This is a genomic window from Acaryochloris marina MBIC11017, from assembly GCF_000018105.1.
GTDB classification, from domain to species: domain Bacteria; phylum Cyanobacteriota; class Cyanobacteriia; order Thermosynechococcales; family Thermosynechococcaceae; genus Acaryochloris; species Acaryochloris marina.
This window is the reverse complement of the sequence record NC_009929.1, coordinates 132634-150917: the sequence shown is the minus strand read 5'-3', so window position 1 is coordinate 150917 and position 18284 is coordinate 132634. Positions and strand designations below refer to the sequence as shown.

Here is an 18284-nt window from a genome sequence, read left to right as displayed (position 1 = left end):
ACAATCATTGACAAAAGCACTGATATTCTCAACCTTTAACTTGAAATTCCCCCGTTGAGGTTCTCCATACCTCACTTAGGACTTGGCCACTATGTGCTGATTTGCACTGGATATGAAGTGGCATCTGGCCTGCCGCATGAGTCGAGCAACTTAAACAAGGATCAAAGGCCCGAATACCTGCTTCGACCCGATTGAGCATCGATTCAGGAATATCGGGTCCATGGAGGTAGTGACGAGCAATCTGAGCAACGGTGCGGTTCATGGCCAGATTATTTTGCCCCGTGGCGATGATCAGATTAACGGATTGGAGTAACCCCGTTGCATCCACTTGATAGTGATGAAACAGCGTCCCCCGTGGTGCTTCACTCACTCCAACCCCCTCTAATTGATTGACATCTGCCTGGGCTCTTAAGGGCGGTTGACAAAGTCCTGGATCCTCTATCTGCTGCTCAATGCGTTCAATACAGGCCAAGATCTCAATTAAGCGAGCGTAATGGTAGTAGAAGGAAGAGGTAACGGTCCCATTGCCCCGCTGGCGGAATTCTTGCAATTCCTGATCGGCTAAGGGTGTGCCCATGCGATCGCAGACGTTGAGTCGGGCTAACGGTCCCACCCGATACATGCCACTCTCTAAACGGCACAGACCTGGAGTCTGATCAGGATAGCCCAAGGGACGATAGTAGGGAGACTTCAAATAAGAATCAGTCTGAACCGCTTCGCCAATAAAGGACTGGAATTGGCTCGGATCAAGATGATCCGCAATGATATTGCCGACACTATCCACAAACCGTAAACAGCCCTGGTAATGTTCCCAGAGTCCCTTTGGGTTGATTAACCCCATAAATAAGCTGGGGAAATTCCCAAATATTCGAGCCTCACTGGCATGGTCTTCTAACAAGTCTTTGAACCGTTTCAGGGTTGAAAGGGCCGTTGATCGTACCTCTAGCAACCCCGCTCGGATTTGTTCACGTCCCTGGTCGGTTAGAGCCGATCGCACACCTCCGGGGACAGCCCAAGCCGGGTGAATTTTCTGCCCTCCTAAATGCTGAATCACCTCCTGACCAAACTGGCGTAGTCGGATACCGCTGCGGGCCAGATCCGGCTCTGCGGCCATCAGGCCAAATACATTTCGCTGAGCTGGATCGCTCTCCCACCCCAACAGTAGGTCAGGACTACTCAGATGAAAAAAACTCAAGGCATGGGACTGAATAATCTGTCCTAAGTTCATTAAGCGGCGCAATTTCTCAGCCGCTGGAGGAATGTGGACGGCAAGAATCTGGTCTCCAGCTTTCGCTGACGCGAGTAGGTGGCTGACTGGACAAATCCCACAGATGCGCGGGGTAATCCCCGGCATCTCCCAAAAGGGTCGGCCTTCGCAAAACTTCTCAAATCCACGAAACTCCGTCACATGAAATCGAGCATCCGTAACTTCACCTGCGTCATCCAAGTAAATCGAGATTTTGGCATGGCCTTCAATCCGAGTGACTGGATCAATGATGATTCTCTGAGGCATTGTAAGTTATCTGTTTTTTAGGATAAACATGAGCTAGCTATCCACTACACCAGGCATCATACTCTCGATCTTTGAAGGCTTCTGGGTACTCCTCACAAAACGCTTCAAAAGCTGTTTTTTCGAGCTTTTCGGCCCGTTGATGAGCCGCTTCCGCTTGGACTGCATCAACGTCTTGCCAAGCTTGTCTACAGGCTTTGGAGTTAGTGCCCTTTTGCTTACAAATTGCATGAGCGTCCGCAATTAATTGCTGTGTTTTTTGAGCAAGCTCCACCTCCAAGGGATTCTCCAAGAAATCCCCTTGATCGAGAATGTCAGAGATTGAGAGAATGCCCAGCAGACTCCACTGGATAATGGGTGCGGCATGTATACCGGTAGTGGTCAATAATCGTGCGGCATATTCGACCCCGAGTTCCGGATTGAGTACCAAACAAGGTTTCGTCATAATTTCATAGACTCTCACCTGCCGTGGATCACGACCAAAGGCCGTTACCTTCGCAACGATATCGAAGGCGGTCACAATTCCGTAAGCATCTTGCTCATGGTTCCGATCAACAATTAGGGCATGAATTCCATGTCGTCGCATCAATCGGACGGCCTCAGCAACCTTCGCCGAATTCCGAATTTTGATGACTTCTGTAGTCATAATGTCTGCAACTTTCATCATTGCGATTTCTCCCATCGGTTATGCCAGAACCTATCTCCGCTCAACCCACTAGTGCCTCCTGAGCTTGCAAGGGGGGCTTAGCCCACCGTGACCTTCCCCAATTCCAGAGTGCACCTAAGCTCAAGAAAATAATGACAATGCTGATGATTCCGCCGATCAGGGGAATAGCGGTAATCAACATCAGAACCACTACCCCCATCAGGAATGGGATAAATCGGTTCGCGGTCTTATTCAAATTGAATTGGCTGCAGAGCCAGCGTCCACCTAGGTTGCTGATTAATACGGGGGCAATCAAACTCACGAAGCTGCCAATACCGACCCATAGGGCCAGATTAGCGAGGGTTCCGACCCCCAGAATGGGCCAGGCTAATCCTTGGAGGGTCAAGATAAGCACAATAAATGCAAGGATGGTCAGAACTGCGATCACAACACTTGCTACTCCCACCAACACACTGGTCACAATGCCCCAACCCAACGTTCTCAACGGTCGAGTCTGAATATTCTGCGTTAATCCTTCTGTCCACTTTGGAAATGCCCAAAGCATGGCACATCCCACTAACCCAATCGTCAGCAAGCGCTGCAGTTGATCTAGCACGATATTCGTCGGCTTGACTGGCGTCGGTTCCCATTCTGGAATCGGTTGATGCGTGATTTTACCTGTCACTTGTGATCCATCTTTTAGGGAGGCAGTAGTTGGTGATTTGTAGGTCAACCGACCTTTGACTTGGGCCGAATCTGTGAGGGTTAATCCTGCCGGCACATCAGGAATCTTAAGGCGAGGGCTAGGTCCGAATATAGGTTTCCAAGTCTGGTTATCACCGACGGTAACGGCCACATCTTGACCCACTGTCCCCTCTAAGGTTAGTCCTCCCATACCCCCCACAACATCCTGATCAACCGTTCCTGCCAGTAGTGCTTGACCACTCGCAACCGTGAGAGTGCCACCGATGGACGTTTGGGGTTGACTTTCCAGGCTCAGCCCTGCGGCGATCATGTCATCTTTCACCCGAGCCTGATTTTTGAGAAGCAGTGCCTCTCCTGCTATCCGCACGTCGTCTTGAACCGTTCCGTTCACCACCACGGCTTGCCCTGCGGCGATTAAATCGCCTTCAACAGACCCATTGAGGGCAACCAAAGCGCCGGCCAGAATAGCATCGCCTTTAACAGTGCCATCAATCGTTATTTCATCACCCGCTAAGTAAACATCCTTCTCAACGGTGCCCGATAGTTGAATGGTGTCTCCTGCTGCAAACAGATTATCTTTTAAGGTCCCGTCAACCGTTATACGGTCCCCAGTTGCATAATAGTTACCTTGAATGACCTCTGTTGCCCCCACGGTGATCTGATCTTGCGTCACGAAATTGGGGGCTCCAACCGCAGAAACCGCTAATAGCAATGGGGTAATGACCAAGGCCATTAGAAACAACAGCACTTGTCTAAAATATTGTCTCGATGATTTAGTGTGCATCTGAGGTACCTACACTGAAAGTGATAAAGTAGCCTGTTCTGAAGGACTAAATAGCTCCGTTTAAGGCAGCTTGGTCTTCAAAAGCTTCAACCACATCCCAGGCTACAGAGCATTCTTTTGAAATCTGGGTTTGCGGATCACCACAAATAATCCGGGCATGCTTTAACGCATTTTCAACTTGCAACGCGAGCCAATCGGCTTGATAGTTCTGCTTTCCATCCGTTTTCATCACTAAGTCAGTGACGGAAATGATGCCTAAAAGCTGCTGTCCATCAATTACTGGCGCTCTCTGAATGCCTGCTGCTGCAAACAATTGAGCCATTTCTTCCACAGTGAGATCAGGATGGGCTGTAATACAGGGTTCGCGGACAAGCTCTTGAACGCCAATTTCATGGGGATCTTTGCCAACAGCCATGACTCGGTAAACAATATCTCGCTCAGTGATGATCCCGTAAGCGGTTTGACCTTCAGGGTGCTCGATAATGAGGGAGCGGACTTTATGGTATTGCATTAGAGCAATGGCTTGTGCCACTGTTGCAGTATCCTGAATCGCAATCACCTCTTGGGTCATAATGTCTCTAACTTTAAGCATCTTGGTACTCCTTGATACGTCCACGATTGATAGGAACTGAGCAGAGGCCCTTGACCATTGGTTTGAGGCTTTGTCACCCGAATTTAATTTGATCTCGACCCTCGAGTTGAGGCCTCTTCCCCTGCAGTAGCGCTTCTAATACAAATTTGATTCGAGAAGGTGATGGTGGGCAACCCGGTAAATAGAGATCGACGGGAACAACGGTATGTACGGGTTTAACCCAATCCAATAAAGGGGGGACAATCGCTTCCTCTGCAGGAATCTGAGGCACCAGATCAGCCAAGTTTATGTAAGACCGCTCAAGTACCCCCTCCGCAGTACCCAAAAGATTACGTAAGGCGGTGACATTCCCCGTAACAGCACAATCCCCAAAGGCAATCAGGTATTGAGTGCAATCACGAACCTGATGAATCATCTCCCAATGATCGGTATTGGCTATTGCGCCTTCGACGAGTGCCACATCCACTTCTTGTGGATACTGCTTGGCATCCATAAAAGGGCTGTAGACCAGATCGACTTGGTGGGCCAACTCAAATAACCACTCGTCAAGGTCTAGGAAAGACATATGGCATCCTGAGCATCCGCCTAGCCAAACAGTCGCTAACTTCAGTTTTGCCATCCTACCTCCGTAACCCAAAATAGTTGTGCACTTCTAAGTTCGAACACCTTCACGAGATGCATTCAAACTCACTATTCCAACCTCAAAACTGATTTCCTTGCACTGTCTGGAATTTATCCCTCACTTTTGCACCCATTCTCGCCTCGTTCTCGCAGTAGAAATAAATTCAAGTTGGCTCCGATCGTGCTCCATCTCCGCAACCGTTGAACCACGTCGAAAGATGGCTCCTGTGGGACAGGCATTGACACACTTTCCACAAGCGGTACAGCTCTCGGCTTCCCCCCAAGGCTGGTTCAAATCTGTGATCACTCGGGACTTCCGGCCTCGACCTGCCATATCCCAGGTATGAGCCCCTTCAATCTCATCACAAACTCGAATACAACGTGTACATAAAACACAGCGATTATGATCAACGCCAAATTGAGGATGGGAAATATCAACAGAGCGATCTGGGAATTGATAGGTAAAGCGCACATGATCAATCCCCATCTCAATAGCAAGATCCTGCAATTCGCAGTGGTGATTGGAAACACATACTGAACAGATATGATTCCCTTCCGCAAATAGCAGTTCAACGATCATGCGCCGATAATGTTTAAGCCGTTTGGTTTGGGTTTGAACGATCATCCCCTCTGCCACTGGTGTGACGCAAGCGGCCAATAGCTTAGAACTTCCACTAACCTCGACTAAACAGAGTCGACAGGCTCCCCATAAGGAAACACCCTGCAAGTTGCATAGCGTCGGAATATGAATCCCTGATGCGGTAGCGGCCTCAAGGATTGTTTCATCTCCCCGAGCACTGATCAGTTGATCGTCAATCTTGAGGGTCTTAACATCCATAGCCCATACCAGCCTTTTCCTTCCGCTGTGTATCCAATCCTTACCAAGACCCTTCCTGGTTTAAATCTGGATCAGCTGGATCACCTTCAAAGGGTTGGACCCCCACCTTTGGATAATCATCATGGGAGGGACTAAAGATACGGAGAATCGGTTGAGCGATATAGCTCAGGAAGCGTCGAACTGTTTTGCTTAAGGATTGGATGGATAGAGATTTATCCTTGAGTGTAGCCATAATCGAATGCCCTCACAACTAAACTGTTTGCAGTCAAAGTTGAGGAAAAGGTGTCAGTTCTCAGAGAATGTGACATCTGACCTCTTAATTTGAGGCTATATAGACAATATGAGGAAAACGTGAGTGATAGCTGGTCAAGGTAAGGTGAAACAGGCACATTGCAAACCTTATCTCACCGCAGTTTGCAAGTCTTGTTCTACCGTAATCCATCCCCTATCGAATCCGACTGATTGGGGCAGTGCTCGACTTTCGCCTCATCAGAGGACGGCCTGAAATAAACAGTTCACGATTGGTAATCTTAAAGATCGCTTTCAGGAATTTCTTCTTTAAAATCAATCACTAGCTGCATGGTTTCTAGGACTAAAGATCTCAGATCTTGAGTGAGAGGGACTTTAGCCTCAGGGCCAAACCAACGATCAAACGTTTTGACATAGGGTTCTTTACCCTTTAAGTAACCCTCCATAAAACGCACGAGTGAGTAATTCACTTGATTAACAAATTTAGAATTATTCTCAGGCACCATGCAGGCAATGCCCTCTCTTGAGAAATACCCGACAACGGTGAAGTCCTCGGGGTTCTGGCTGGTTTGTAGCCAACCTTCGAGTAAAATGCCGTCTGCTGCAAATGCATCAACTGTTCCCTGCTCCAGCGCTTTGTAACCCTGAGTATGATCTGGGAGAACGATGATTTGGGCTTTGGGCTGCGCTCGACGAATCGCAATCTCATTCGTTGTGCCCGCCACAGCAGCTATTTTCTGATTCACCAACATCTCAGGTTCCCATGCCTTTTTCCCTTGCTTAATCAACAAGCGAGTGCCTGTCAAACCATAGCTGACGGAAAAGTCTATATCCTTGTCCCGCTCCCAGGTATAGCTGCTCGCATCACAGACAATGTCTACTTCCCCTGCGACTAATTTAGGAATTCGTTCGTTGGGGGTCAGCGCAACAAGTTCGAGATTAATCTCTTTACCAAGTTTTTTCGATAATTGGGCCTGTATCTGTTTCAGCATTTCAATCGAGTACCCCTGGAATTGCCCTTGCTCATCTTGGAAGGCAAAGGGAAGGGTATTCTTGTTCGTTCCAGCGGTTACTGTGCTGGTACGTTCTATTTTTTCAAGGACCGTTTCTGCGGAAACAAGCTGAGGGTTAGCTAGGGTGAAGAGACTACAAAGAGTGGTCAGCAAAGTCAGCCTAACGCCTCGCCCCCATACCTTTACTGGGGGATGAGGGAAGCGGCTTGGTTCAACAGGATTTTGCATGCGGCACTGTTCAGTTAAGAAGTGAGGCAATTAAAAGCTCTGACGGTCAACACTTCGCCAATCTTAACGGGCCTTTGGATAAATCCCATCACCATTGCTGGGGTTCGCTGGTATCCATGGCTGTAGTGAGTACGACACCAATTGTGAATCAATCGCTGCACGTTCAGGGCTCTTTGTAATCCCTCAACGGTTTTGGCATAGTGATTCTGGCGTCTACGATAACCGCTAGCCCGTCGTCTCAAAGAACTGTGGAGGGCTTCAAGATGATTGGCATGAACATCGCTCTTGGGGCTAATGGCCGTATAAGGATGCTCTCGATTAACCCACACTACCCGAGGTTTTCCTTGGGAACCTTTGATCTTCATCGCCACCTCTAAACCCGCTCGCCATACTTTGCGAAAAGGATAGGCCTGGGTCGTGGTACTCCTGGGCAAGTAAGTACTCGCTAGCTTCCACAACACCTTGGAGTATCGACGTTCTCCATCTGTGAACCAACGAATCGATGAACTGGGTTTAGCCCAATCCCAAGCAGCTTTGACACTTTTCTCAAATAATGATTCATCCTTAAGACCCGCGTGAGCCTCGAACCAATAGCGACTCTCACGGTCGATGAAATGAATGGTCCAACCTTCACTAAGCCAGGGGGGGGGAGATTCTCACCTACGCGGGTGTACACTTCATCGCCTTCAATTGTGACCTCTGATTCTTTTGGAGAAGGAGGAGAGAAATTTGATAATTGTGCGGATAAACGCTTCTCCCAAAGGATAATACTGTTGGGAGATTTCCTGAGTACTCTCCCTGCGGCTCTAATCCCTAAGCCTTCCGTGCGGGCATTGATGGCCATTGATATCGTCTCCACTGGCGTTCTCAATCTCGCCATCGGCGTCCCACTACGCTCGTTGAAGCGACGACCACAGTCTTTGCACAGAAAGTACTGAACCACTTGAGCTGTTTTCAGCGTCTTAGTTCCGTTCTTAACGACGTTCTCACTTTGACAATGGATGCATTGCATTGCTCTGAAACTGATACTGCAGAATCATCCTAGCAGTCACTTCTTAAATGAACAGTGCCTTTGCATGCTCATCTTCAGAATTATTCGGACTAAGTTTATAGAAAAAGTAGGACATTTTTTGAGTTCTGTAATGTTAAGTTAAATCGTTTCTGAACTAACAAAACTCAACAGTCTTAAACCCAAGTCTGACGCTATCTTATGGGGGGTGATAATCGCCAGAACCCTCATTATGCATCAGCGTTAAGTACTCATCTTTGAAAAAACGTAGGGTACTAAGAATAGGATTGGGGGCAGATTTTCCAAGGCCACATAGGCTAGTATCCTTGACCATTTCGCAAAGTTGGTTTAGAGACTCTAAATCCTCTTTTCTTGCTTTTCCATCACAGATTTTTGTGAGTAACTGGTAAAGCTGAACCGTTCCTGCTCTACAGGGAACACACTTACCACAGGACTCTTCCATGCAAAATTCCATAAAGAAACGAGCGACATCCACCATATTGGTGGCCTGATCCATGACAATCATGCCACCGGACCCCATAATGGACCCCAAACGGGTCAGAGATTCATAATCTACGGGTGTATCAAAGGCATGGGCAGGAATACATCCCCCTGAGGGGCCACCCGTTTGCACTGCTTTAGCCGATCCATCAAGGACACCCCCGCCCATCTGTTCAACAATTTGGCGCAGGGAGGTACCCATGGGGACTTCAATCAATCCGGTATTTTGGATCTTGCCCGCTAAGGAAAACACTTTGGTTCCTTTGCTCTTGTCTGTACCAATCCCAACAAACCATTCAGCCCCATTGCGAATAATCGGAGCGATATTGGCAAAAGTTTCCACATTATTAATCAATGTTGGACAACCCCAGAGTCCAGATTCAGCAGGGTAAGGTGGTCGAGGGTGAGGTAATCCACGCTTCCCTTCGATGGAGGCCATTAGGGCTGTTTCCTCGCCACAAACAAAGGCCCCCGCCCCAATACGGATATCGATCCGAAAGTCAAAGGGAGACTCAAAAATTTGACTACCGAGTAAACCTTGCTTGCGAGCTTGACGCAGGGCCGTTTCGAGGTGATTGATGGCGAGAGGATACTCACCTCGAATATAGATGTAGCCTTGGTTGGCACCGACAGCGTAGGCTGCAATTGCCATCCCCTCTAACACCCGATGGGGATCACTTTCTAAGACACTGCGATCCATAAAGGCACCTGGGTCACCTTCATCACCATTGCAAATCACATACTTTTGTCCAGGGGGCATTTTGGCGACTGTTGACCATTTCAAGCCTGTGGGGTATCCGCCGCCGCCTCGCCCTCGAAGACCACTTTGAGTAATCTGATCAATTACATCACTGGGGGTCATATCGTAAAGGGCTTGGGTAAGGGCTAGATAGCCTTTTTGGGCCATATAATCCTTGATTTCCTTAGGGTCAATATGACCACTGTTTTCGAGGACGATGGGGTGTTGCAGGGTGAAGAAAGGGTGATGTCGGGGCTGATAAGAGGAGGGTTGGAGCGGAGAACTATTTGATAAGGCTTTAGGCAGATGGGGTTGGAGGGTTTTATGGCAGGCGTGGACCAGTTCAGGGGCGTCTTCGGGGGTTACTTGATCGTAGAGAATGCCTGCGGGGTCTAGTCGGACTAGGGGACCTCGGCTACACAGTCCCATGCAGCCCACCCCCCGAACGTGCATAGGAGGGTTGAGGTCTTGAGTTGCGATCTCAACTTCAATTTGTTCTTTTACTGCCAAGGCATTAGCAGATAAACAGCCCCCCACCGTACAGCAGCGGATGCAAGGCGCATCGAGAATCTCTTGTTCTCGCTCAGCAAGGGTTTGTAGCTCTTGTAAATCCATTTATGTTGCGACCTTAGATTGAGGATGGTCCATCATTTGCGTGACTTGCTGACCTAAGTTTTCTGAGGTTTGATAGCCAACCACTTGACCATCCAACACCACAGCAGGAGCACTCCCACAGGCCCCCAGGCAACGAGCAGTGCTGAGTGACAAGCCTCCATCTTGAGTAGTTTCCCCAGCTTGAATGTGAGCGATCTGTTCCACTGTTGACAGGAGTGATGCAGCCCCTTTGACAAAACATGCCGTTCCCATACAAACCACACAGGTATGGCGTCCAGAAGGTGTTAGCGAGAAAAAGTGATAGAAGGTGGCTACACCATAGACTTGACTAGGGGGTAACTTTAAACTGTGGGCAATGTGTAATAGGATGTCGCGTTCTAAATATCCGAACAATTCCTGAGCCTTATGCAAAACTTCAATCAGTGAATTGGGCTGATATTGATGACGTTTCATCGTTGCCTCTAGCACCCTAAAACGCTGATCTCCACTGGGATGAGGTTTGCCATCCACAATAGTTTGACTCCCTTCACTCAACAGTTATTGGATCGCTCTGCGATGTTCTAAGAGCACATCTTTTGTCTTCATGCCGGTTGCTGAGGACGAACGACCATCACGGAACAGGACGCATGGTTCGCAACATATTTCCCCACACTTCCAAGAAGCATTTCGCTAAGTCCTGAACGACCTCGATTACCCACTAGAATTAAGTCTGATGATCTGTTCTTAGCAAATTCACAAATGACTTCACCGGGAGATCCAGGTTGTTGAATAAATTCAGTTGGAATACCTGCTTCCCTTGCGATCGCAGTATAGGATCGCAATTGGGGTAAGCAATCACTATCATAGGCATTCCATTGTCGTTGTTGGCTGTAGAGGATGTCATCACGCAAACTAGGATAGTTATCCAGCCGTTGCTGAGCAATTGCGGTTGGAGGGGGACTAGGAATGGGAACTTTTGCCACATCATGGGGCAAGACATGCAGCAACATCAACCGAGCTGTGGACATTCTCTTGGCAAGATTTATTGCTCTATTAACGATAGGCTGGTTAATGTCACCCCCATCCAAGGCCACTAAGATACTGCGGTAAGACAACTTTCCGCGCCATTCTTCGAAAGACAGTTTATTCGCCTCTAAAGTATTTATAGATTGTTTGGGGATGAACTCCGGCACATCCTGGTGGTGGACAATCAACACTGAACAAGGAGCATGGTGTGTGACGTAGTTGCTAACACTGCCCAATAGAACTTTGCTAAGAAGATTTCGGCTGCGGCGTCCGATGATGATCGTATCCGCTTTCCATTGTCGAGAGATTTCGCAAATCTCTCGACCTGGATCTCCCATGGATTGTTGGTAGAAAACGGTCAGACCCTTTTCTTTAGCCTGATTGGCTCGAGATCTGAGTAACTCAAAACTGCTGGCTTTGAAGACATCTAAGTCATTGAGATAAGAGTTTGCGACTCCAGCATATGACAGGTCAAACTCCTCCAACACACCTGGCATCAAGGGATAAGGAGGATATCCTTCCTCAGTCGATGAGATGACATGAAACAGCATCAGCTTTGCATGGGTTGCCTTGGCTAAAACCAGAGATTGCATAAAGGTTTTCTGGCTAAAGGCTGAATGATCTAGAGCCACCAGAATTTTTTTCAACATGACAACCTCCTAAAGTATTCCGCTCTAGTCAAGCTTTTACTGATGATTTCTATTTCCGTCGAACTTCCAGAAGGGAAGACTGACTCAAACATCTATTCTTGGCTTTTCTGCTTAGGGTTATAGAGCAACATAATGAGGAAAACATGAGCTTTAGCCGCTTATGGCTAGTGAAAATTTCAACCGGGGTTACACTAACCGTTCAGTATGCTTCACAAGCTTAAGTTATTCTGAAGAATCAGAACTGTCTGGCGATTTCAGGTCTTAAAACCATTGAATCTGAGTAGGTTTGCGCTCAATCCAATTTTTATAGTGAAATCTAGGATGACCGATTGCTAAACCAGCATAGATTTTGTGATTTGGTGGGAGTTTCAGTAGTCTGGCCAGCCGAGGATTAAAATTACTGCCAGCAACGACATAGCCAGTATAAAAAGCACCCAACTTCAAGGTTTCACACACTAAACTGGCATTTTGCAAGGCAAGGTTGGCGTTAACCCCAGCGAAACCGATGTGACGATCGCCATGGAAGATCAGCAGGGTAGGAGCTTCTCGCAGAATGGGGTCGCTTCCCTGACCGTACTGGTTGATTAGGTTTGTAAAGGCTTCGCGTAGTTCGTCTAACGTGGCTTGCCCGGTTGAGCCTCTCACCAGCCGTGTCAGGGTTCGTGCGATTGGATTGCCGAGTAGTTTGCGCCACTGTCGGTATTGAGCGATGGTCAGTTCAACAATTTGCTGGCGCATGGCGGGGTCTTGGACGACGATGTACTCTGTACTTTGGACATTGTGGGAACTGGGCGCAAAGCAGGCTGCCTCAATAATTTGTTCAATCAGTGCCCGATCAACTTGCCTCTTGCTGAATTCACGAATGGAACGGCGCGATCGCAATAGTTCCATGAATTGTGCCGTATCGGGCAGTTGTTCTGGCTGGATTGGAGCGATGGTGCCAGACGGAAAACTCGAATGAGAAATCGCCTCGCTGGGACAAATGGCGACGCAATGCCCACATTCGATACATCGAGTAGTGTCTAGCAAGTGAGGAATTGCCCCTTTGGTATGTTGTGCAAAGATCGTTGGACAAATCTGCACACATTTTCCACATTTCTGACAGCGTTCGGCATCAATCTGGATAGTCGCCATAATGCTGACTCCTTAGCCTTTGCACATGCTGGCTGATGTTTCGCTTCTGACACCAGGATGTCCTCACATCACAGGTGAAGTCCCCCCCTGCTATAGGACTAACTTTGACTGATATTGCCATCTCTATCTTTGAGCCTAGGCATACTAAATGAGCAATTTGTGAGGGTGCCAATTGTCTATCCCCGTCCCCCCTCGCCTAATCGATGAGCGTTGACGAAACCCCTCCGCTGGAGACAAGAATAAAGCCATATTTCCAATTACTTGCCAGCTCTGCGGCAAAATCTTTTATCGCTGCTTGTGAAAATAAAGCTCTACCATGGAGATATAGGGGGGGATGGGAACTGTCAAGACGGTTGTTATTTCTATGGAGGAATCCTGATGAGATATCATCGCATTTTGGTTGCACTAGATACTTCCTTCCTTCAACCTGCAGTTTATGAACAGGCATTGGTAGAAGCAAAATTACATGCAGCTGAGGTAAAGCTGTTTCATAGTGTAGAGGCAGAAATTAATCCTTTGGGTAATTCAACGATCTCACCGGTAGGGACTCCTTTAGAATCAGGTTACCTTTCTCCATCTGCTGTGGATTACGAGTTGGCAAGGCAAGCCTGGGACGCACAAATTGCGGAATCCAAACTATGGTTGCAAGAATTTTGCCTAAAAGCAGAGCATCAAGGTATAAAGACAACCTTTGAGACTGAATTAGGTAATCCAGGGCCTCAGATTTGTAAACGGGCTAAAGACTGGCACGCTGATCTGATTGTCGTGGGACGCCATGGTCGCACGGGACTCAAGGAACTTTTTCTTGGGAGTGTCAGCAACCATATCGTCCACCATGCCCCTTGTTCTGTCTTGGTGATTCAAGGAGAAACGGTTGTTTCAGAAGACTCCATTTGAATAGACTGAACGGATACCTGCGATCACAACTTGATCGCACATTCACGCTCTTCTTCACCCAAAAGGGAGTCAGTATCCTCAGGTAAGGTCGGACGACATGCAATCAATGGCATCCTCCGACCTGACCTGAGTGTCTGCCAAATTTAACAGTTGTGGGATTGTAACGAGTTGGTAGCCTTGCTGTTTTAGTTCGGAGATCACTAAAGGCAGAGCCTTAATCATTAATTCGCGATTACCCCCGCCATCATGCATCAGTACGATGCCTCCAGGTGTTGCATTTTGAATGACGTTTTGCACGGCTAAATCCACAGACCCTTCATAGGTATCGTCAATCGTCCACAAGACAGTAACCATCTTTTGAGAACTCGCTTGGGCTACTAAACCATTGTCCAGAAACCCTCCAGGGGGACGAAATAGAGCCGTCTTATGTCCAGTGTGCTGTTTAACAATATCAGTCGTTTGCTGAATCTCAGCCTGTGCCATTTCAAGGCTGTGATCTTGATAGCCATGGCTCCAAGAGTGATTGCCAATCGCATGTCCTGCCGTCGCAATCTGTTGGATTAAGTGGGGATATTGAGCTACATTACGACCCAATACAAAAAAAGTGGCTTTGACTTGGTGTTGCTGGAGAATAGTCAATACAGTTGATGTGTTATGAGGCCAGGGACCATCATCAAACGTGAGGGCGATCGCTTTTTGATGGCGGGGAAGCTGCACCCCGTAAATGGTTTGTCCTTGAAATTGAGTCGGGAATTGGTAACAAGTTGAAGGGGGCTCATTTGAGGCTAGCTTGAGGGTCTGAGCATCATGAATACTAGAAGAACGCTCATCCAGCGATACAGTAATCTTCTCTACAGAAAGGTTTTCCCCCCTTGGAGTGGTTAAATTGACCGGACTTCCGAAGGAATAAGCTGCCATGAGTAAACTTACCCCAACTATTGCAGCAAGCTGGCGTTCGAAGGTATCGACTCGTAGATTTTGCCTAAACATTTCTAGCGCAATAGTTACTCATCCAAGAACGGGCAACTAGAGTCTCTGAAATTTTCAGTGGGATCAGAGCAGTCTGTGACGTTCAACAAGTGTGGATCATTTTGTTTGTCAAATTACGCGGAACCCATTGTCACGGCCAGACACCTAGCAGACTCCTTTATCTCTATTCTAGCTAGCCTTTCTCGGCATGCAGTTTGGCTGGGAGGGATAGGGACTGATTGGCTATGCGAACTTGCCCCCACCCTAATGCTCTGGCTTCAGTCAACGTCTCTTCTGCCAAAATGCACAGATCTTGAAAATCTTGACTGTCCTCAGGACAATGAACCACACTTGCACTACAGGTAATCTGAATGTTGGTGCCATCAGGTATTGAATAGGGGGTCTTATGGACAACATTCAAGAAGTCTTGAACTCTTTGACCTCCCTCAGCTTTGGTGGCTCCTAACAACCCCACTAAGAATTGGTTACCACCTCTACGGGCAATCACATCTTCAGTAGATGCCAACCCTAACAACGCTTGAGCAAACTGTCTCAGGATACTGTCGCCTACCGCGTAACCAAAGCAATCATTAATCTGCTGAAGACGCTCTATTTCCAGAATAACAAGACACATGCTGCGAGGTTGATGCGCCACCTCACTCAACAGCAATTCCAGGGCATGGGTCGATTCGTGGCGGCTGAGCACTCGGGCCAAAGGATCAATGGTGGAAAGACGGCGCTGTAATCGAGTCCGTTCTAAACGGTTGAGAATACGAACCACCAATTCTGGTCCGACAATGGGCTTGCTGATGAAATCATCTGCCCCTGAAGCATAAACTTGGTTGACCACATCAGCCTCCGTGTGGGCAGTTAGAAAAATGATGGGCAACTGCTCCCACTGAATATCATTGCGAACAACCCTGCACAGATCTATCCCGCCAATTTCGGGCATCTCTACATCGAGTAACAGCAGATCCGGTGGAGAATTGGTCAGCGTTTCCCAAAACTGAGTCGGCTCGTCAAGTCCAATGACCTCAAGCCCCCAGGGTTTGCATAGGGCCGCTACGGTTTCCAAGATTTGTGGGTCATCATCCACAATCATGATCCGGGCTTCTTTGCCCCCCTTACTTTGGAGGGTGTGTTCAACCCGATCCCACACTTGTTGAAGGGGTAAAGATTTTGAGATTGGTCGTTGGCCGCTAGAGTAGGCTTTAGCCATCTCTTGATACCGTTCCTCATCAGCTGTCCAGATCAAGACTGGAATGGGTAGTGGAAGATACAGTAGAGCCTCTAAAAAGGTTAGGCTTTGGATTGGAGACTGGCCTGCAGGATCAAAGAGGATGAGATGCGGGGACTGTTCCTGAATGAGGTCTCGTGCCAGGTCAATGCTCTCTGCCGTTAGATATCGAATCTGATGCTGACGAGCCTCCGTCGCTAGAGCATCTCGGGAAGGGGTATCAGCATCTATCACTAGAACAACCCATTGCCCCAATTCATCTTGACGGTCTGAGGTCACTTGAGTGGCAGGTTGGCTAGCATAATTTATTTCCCGCCTCAGCGCCTCGACATCCTGTTGAAACTGCAGGGATTGCTTGGCGTCGAGGGAGGAATGAGATCGCAATAGATGTTCAATCTCACGCGCTAACTGGGACCCTTTCGATAAACCAAAGGTCCCTAATCCACCGGCTAAGGTATGGGCTTCTTGTTGAGCCGATTGCCTTAATTCGTTATTCAAGCAACCCTCAGTCACTGCTACTACAGCCTTATCTAATTGATTGATCTGTTCCTGGATACGGGGCTGAAACTTAATCCAAATATCAGCAATCGCACTCATGGTTTGCTGCTTAATTTTGACTTCTGGTGTTTGAACAGATGTCCCTTGATTTTTTTTTAGTTCTGCTAGTGGTTTCAGGCGATACCCAATGCCATAAACGGTTTCAATCAAGTCCGTGGGTGCTCCCGATGCTTTTAATTTTTGGCGGAGGCCCTTGATATGAGTTCTGACTGCTTCTTCGCCAGGTGTATCCTCATATGTCCATATATGTTCTAAAATCATTCCGCAACTAAATACACGGCGGGTATTCCGCATCATTAACTCTACGAGGGCATATTCTTTGGGAGTGAGCTTGAGGAGAACATCTTGATATTTGACCTCACATGCTCTGGGGTCTAGCTGTAAGTTTTCCCATTTTAAGATTGGGGGTTTGATGGCTTCCCCTCTGCGAAGTAAGGCCCTTACCCGAGCCGCTAATTCTTCTGGATCAAACGGTTTAACGACGTAGTCATCTGCCCCAGCGTCAAGTCCAATCGCGCGATCATGGCTGCTATCCTTGCCCGTAAGTAGCAAGATCGGAATTTGATAGCCTTGGGATCGCAACTGTTGGCAAAGACCAACCCCATCCAGTCTAGGCAACATTACATCTGAAAGGATGAGATCGTATTCGAATGCTTCGACCAATTCTGCCGCGGTCTGGCCATCTGTTGCCAGCTCAACGGCATAATTCAAATCGACGAGTAAAGTTTGCAGCGCTTCAGCAACTAACTCATCATCTTCCACAACTAGGATTCTCACTGTAATCCTCCTAGGGAGCTGAGGTGACGGATTCAGTCCTTATTCTTCAGGGTAACGGTAAATCGGACTAGCCACCGTTCGGAGAACAACACTTATTGAAGGGTATTTGCCCAACCCCTTTATCCATCCGATTGATCCAGCTCTCCGAATTTGAGGAGCTTGTGAAGATTGAGGTGTCAACCATTCTTCACAAGCTCCTCAGACCCTCGCAATAGATTTTAAGTAAGAGGTATCGGGAACTTCTTAAAGGAGAAAAGACCATGAAACTGACCTATAGAGGCATTGATTACGACTATCGTCCTCCAGTGGTTAACTATGGCCACAGTGCTGGCGTAGGGAAATATCGTGGATTAAGTTACCGACGCCGAGAGCTGCAGGAGCCCCCTGTCCCCCCAATCAGTGCTGATCTCACCTACCGTGGTGTGGCGTATCATGCTGGTGAATCACCGACTGATATGCCTCAATCACAAAGGGTAAACCAAACTGAGACAGTTGGAGATGATTGGGTGTCGGTCGCTGAAGAAGCCCGGTGGTTAATGATGGATCATCATCGGATTATTAAGCACCGCCAGCAAAGTATGCTCGGTCGGGCGACATCAGAGATTCACCTTAAGGTAGATCCCTCAAAATACTGGAATCATATTCAAGGAAAAGTCCACCCGAGCTTTCGAGTGACTTATGAGCGCAGCCATGCTGCTATGAGTTAAGGATTCTGAAGCTCATTTGGCTTCATTCAGCACAATGAAACATTGGAGGTCGTAAGCCGATGAAACCAAAGCATTCCTTCACGAGGTTGGTGATGATGGTTTGGCTCTACCTGAATCAGCCTCTATTTAAGCCTAAATCCATCCTAAATCCCATGATGTTTTCCCACACTTATGACAGAGAGCTGTTGGAACGTTGCTATGTCAGGAAATGTGAAATTGAACAGCAGCGTATGTTGTTAGAGCGTTGCTGGCAATACTCTTGTGAGATTTTCTAAGGTCCACTATCAACCTCATTCATAA

The 18284-nt window shown here is 47.9% G+C and carries 18 protein-coding genes; 3 read left to right on the top strand and 15 right to left on the bottom strand.

Annotation, left to right across the window (positions count from 1 at the left end; genetic code table 11):
• Nucleotides 1–28 precede the first annotated feature (28 nt).
• From AM1_RS34200 to AM1_RS34135, 13 genes are all read right to left on the bottom strand, one after another.
• Nucleotides 29–1513 (bottom strand): Ni/Fe hydrogenase subunit alpha, encoded by a 1485-nt coding sequence (locus AM1_RS34200; protein ID WP_012167698.1) that lies wholly within the window; start codon nucleotides 1511–1513, stop codon nucleotides 29–31.
• 37 nt (nucleotides 1514–1550) lie between these two features.
• On the bottom strand, nucleotides 1551–2177 hold the full coding sequence (locus AM1_RS34195; protein WP_012167699.1) for a CP12 domain-containing protein: 627 nt from the start codon (nucleotides 2175–2177) through the stop codon (nucleotides 1551–1553).
• 40 nt (nucleotides 2178–2217) lie between these two features.
• Nucleotides 2218–3645: a bactofilin family protein gene (locus AM1_RS34190; RefSeq protein ID WP_238549374.1), complete on the bottom strand. Its 1428-nt coding sequence runs from the start codon at nucleotides 3643–3645 to the stop codon at nucleotides 2218–2220.
• A 46-nt stretch (nucleotides 3646–3691) separates the two neighbouring features.
• Nucleotides 3692–4237, bottom strand: coding sequence for a CBS domain-containing protein (locus AM1_RS34185; protein ID WP_010476565.1), 546 nt, complete (start codon nucleotides 4235–4237; stop codon nucleotides 3692–3694).
• A 73-nt stretch (nucleotides 4238–4310) separates the two neighbouring features.
• A complete protein-coding gene (locus AM1_RS34180; RefSeq protein WP_012167701.1) occupies nucleotides 4311–4856 on the bottom strand; it encodes an NADH-quinone oxidoreductase subunit B family protein in 546 nt (181 codons plus the stop codon).
• Nucleotides 4857–4976: 120 nt separating this feature from the next.
• The gene (hoxU, locus tag AM1_RS34175) at nucleotides 4977–5696 is read right to left on the bottom strand and encodes a bidirectional hydrogenase complex protein HoxU (protein ID WP_012167702.1); all 720 of its coding nucleotides are present in this window, start codon (nucleotides 5694–5696) and stop codon (nucleotides 4977–4979) included.
• Nucleotides 5697–5736: 40 nt separating this feature from the next.
• Nucleotides 5737–5928: a hypothetical protein gene (locus AM1_RS34170; RefSeq protein WP_012167703.1), complete on the bottom strand. Its 192-nt coding sequence runs from the start codon at nucleotides 5926–5928 to the stop codon at nucleotides 5737–5739.
• Between the two features lie 298 nt (nucleotides 5929–6226).
• Complete coding sequence (locus AM1_RS34165; protein ID WP_012167704.1) at nucleotides 6227–7186, bottom strand: amino acid ABC transporter substrate-binding protein; 960 nt, start codon at nucleotides 7184–7186, stop codon at nucleotides 6227–6229.
• Nucleotides 7187–7200: 14 nt separating this feature from the next.
• A protein-coding gene (locus AM1_RS40455) for an IS1 family transposase (RefSeq protein WP_148216080.1) occupies nucleotides 7201–8198 on the bottom strand; the annotation gives its coding sequence in 2 pieces (ribosomal slippage) (nucleotides 7201–7833 and nucleotides 7836–8198; 996 coding nt in all).
• 196 nt (nucleotides 8199–8394) lie between these two features.
• Entirely contained in the window at nucleotides 8395–10050 is a 1656-nt protein-coding gene (nuoF, locus tag AM1_RS34150) for an NADH-quinone oxidoreductase subunit NuoF (protein WP_012167707.1), read from the bottom strand.
• On the bottom strand, nucleotides 10051–10584 hold the full coding sequence (hoxE, locus tag AM1_RS34145; RefSeq protein ID WP_010476573.1) for a bidirectional hydrogenase complex protein HoxE: 534 nt from the start codon (nucleotides 10582–10584) through the stop codon (nucleotides 10051–10053). It abuts the gene before it with no gap.
• 47 nt (nucleotides 10585–10631) lie between these two features.
• Nucleotides 10632–11705: a universal stress protein gene (locus AM1_RS34140; protein WP_012167708.1), complete on the bottom strand. Its 1074-nt coding sequence runs from the start codon at nucleotides 11703–11705 to the stop codon at nucleotides 10632–10634.
• A gap of 261 nt (nucleotides 11706–11966) precedes the next feature.
• A complete protein-coding gene (locus tag AM1_RS34135) occupies nucleotides 11967–12839 on the bottom strand; it encodes a nitroreductase family protein (RefSeq protein ID WP_012167709.1) in 873 nt (290 codons plus the stop codon).
• A 378-nt stretch (nucleotides 12840–13217) separates the two neighbouring features.
• Here AM1_RS34135 and AM1_RS34130 point away from each other — a divergent pair, with 378 nt between their 5' ends.
• Complete coding sequence (locus AM1_RS34130) at nucleotides 13218–13736, top strand: universal stress protein (protein WP_041661393.1); 519 nt, start codon at nucleotides 13218–13220, stop codon at nucleotides 13734–13736.
• 78 nt (nucleotides 13737–13814) lie between these two features.
• Here the strand turns inward: AM1_RS34130 and AM1_RS34125 are convergent, their stop codons facing one another.
• Both AM1_RS34125 and AM1_RS34120 read right to left on the bottom strand, forming a co-directional pair.
• Nucleotides 13815–14654, bottom strand: coding sequence for a polysaccharide deacetylase family protein (locus tag AM1_RS34125; RefSeq protein WP_148216079.1), 840 nt, complete (start codon nucleotides 14652–14654; stop codon nucleotides 13815–13817).
• Between the two features lie 244 nt (nucleotides 14655–14898).
• Nucleotides 14899–17277 carry a response regulator gene (locus AM1_RS34120; RefSeq protein WP_012167712.1) on the bottom strand — a complete coding sequence of 793 codons (2379 nt, stop codon included), beginning with the start codon at nucleotides 17275–17277 and terminating at the stop codon, nucleotides 14899–14901.
• Between the two features lie 260 nt (nucleotides 17278–17537).
• Between AM1_RS34120 and AM1_RS34115 the strand changes: the two genes are divergently transcribed.
• Complete coding sequence (locus AM1_RS34115) at nucleotides 17538–17984, top strand: DUF4278 domain-containing protein (RefSeq protein ID WP_010476581.1); 447 nt, start codon at nucleotides 17538–17540, stop codon at nucleotides 17982–17984.
• A 59-nt stretch (nucleotides 17985–18043) separates the two neighbouring features.
• Nucleotides 18044–18259, top strand: coding sequence for a hypothetical protein (locus tag AM1_RS34110; protein ID WP_012167714.1), 216 nt, complete (start codon nucleotides 18044–18046; stop codon nucleotides 18257–18259).
• Nucleotides 18260–18284: the final 25 nt, after the last annotated feature.

Coding starts and splice junctions, on each gene's coding strand:
- AM1_RS34110 (WP_012167714.1), top strand. CDS start 18,044: ATGAAACCAAAGCATTCCTTCACGAGGTTGGTGATGATGGTTTGGCTC.
- AM1_RS34170 (WP_012167703.1), bottom strand. CDS start 5,928: ATGGCTACACTCAAGGATAAATCTCTATCCATCCAATCCTTAAGCAAA.
- AM1_RS34165 (WP_012167704.1), bottom strand. CDS start 7,186: ATGCAAAATCCTGTTGAACCAAGCCGCTTCCCTCATCCCCCAGTAAAG.
- AM1_RS34190 (WP_238549374.1), bottom strand. CDS start 3,645: ATGCACACTAAATCATCGAGACAATATTTTAGACAAGTGCTGTTGTTT.
- AM1_RS34200 (WP_012167698.1), bottom strand. CDS start 1,513: ATGCCTCAGAGAATCATCATTGATCCAGTCACTCGGATTGAAGGCCAT.
- AM1_RS34140 (WP_012167708.1), bottom strand. CDS start 11,705: ATGTTGAAAAAAATTCTGGTGGCTCTAGATCATTCAGCCTTTAGCCAG.
- AM1_RS34135 (WP_012167709.1), bottom strand. CDS start 12,839: ATGGCGACTATCCAGATTGATGCCGAACGCTGTCAGAAATGTGGAAAA.
- AM1_RS34125 (WP_148216079.1), bottom strand. CDS start 14,654: ATGGCAGCTTATTCCTTCGGAAGTCCGGTCAATTTAACCACTCCAAGG.
- nuoF (WP_012167707.1), bottom strand. CDS start 10,050: ATGGATTTACAAGAGCTACAAACCCTTGCTGAGCGAGAACAAGAGATT.
- AM1_RS34185 (WP_010476565.1), bottom strand. CDS start 4,237: ATGCTTAAAGTTAGAGACATTATGACCCAAGAGGTGATTGCGATTCAG.
- AM1_RS34195 (WP_012167699.1), bottom strand. CDS start 2,177: ATGATGAAAGTTGCAGACATTATGACTACAGAAGTCATCAAAATTCGG.
- AM1_RS34115 (WP_010476581.1), top strand. CDS start 17,538: ATGAAACTGACCTATAGAGGCATTGATTACGACTATCGTCCTCCAGTG.
- hoxU (WP_012167702.1), bottom strand. CDS start 5,696: ATGGATGTTAAGACCCTCAAGATTGACGATCAACTGATCAGTGCTCGG.
- AM1_RS34180 (WP_012167701.1), bottom strand. CDS start 4,856: ATGGCAAAACTGAAGTTAGCGACTGTTTGGCTAGGCGGATGCTCAGGA.
- AM1_RS34130 (WP_041661393.1), top strand. CDS start 13,218: ATGAGATATCATCGCATTTTGGTTGCACTAGATACTTCCTTCCTTCAA.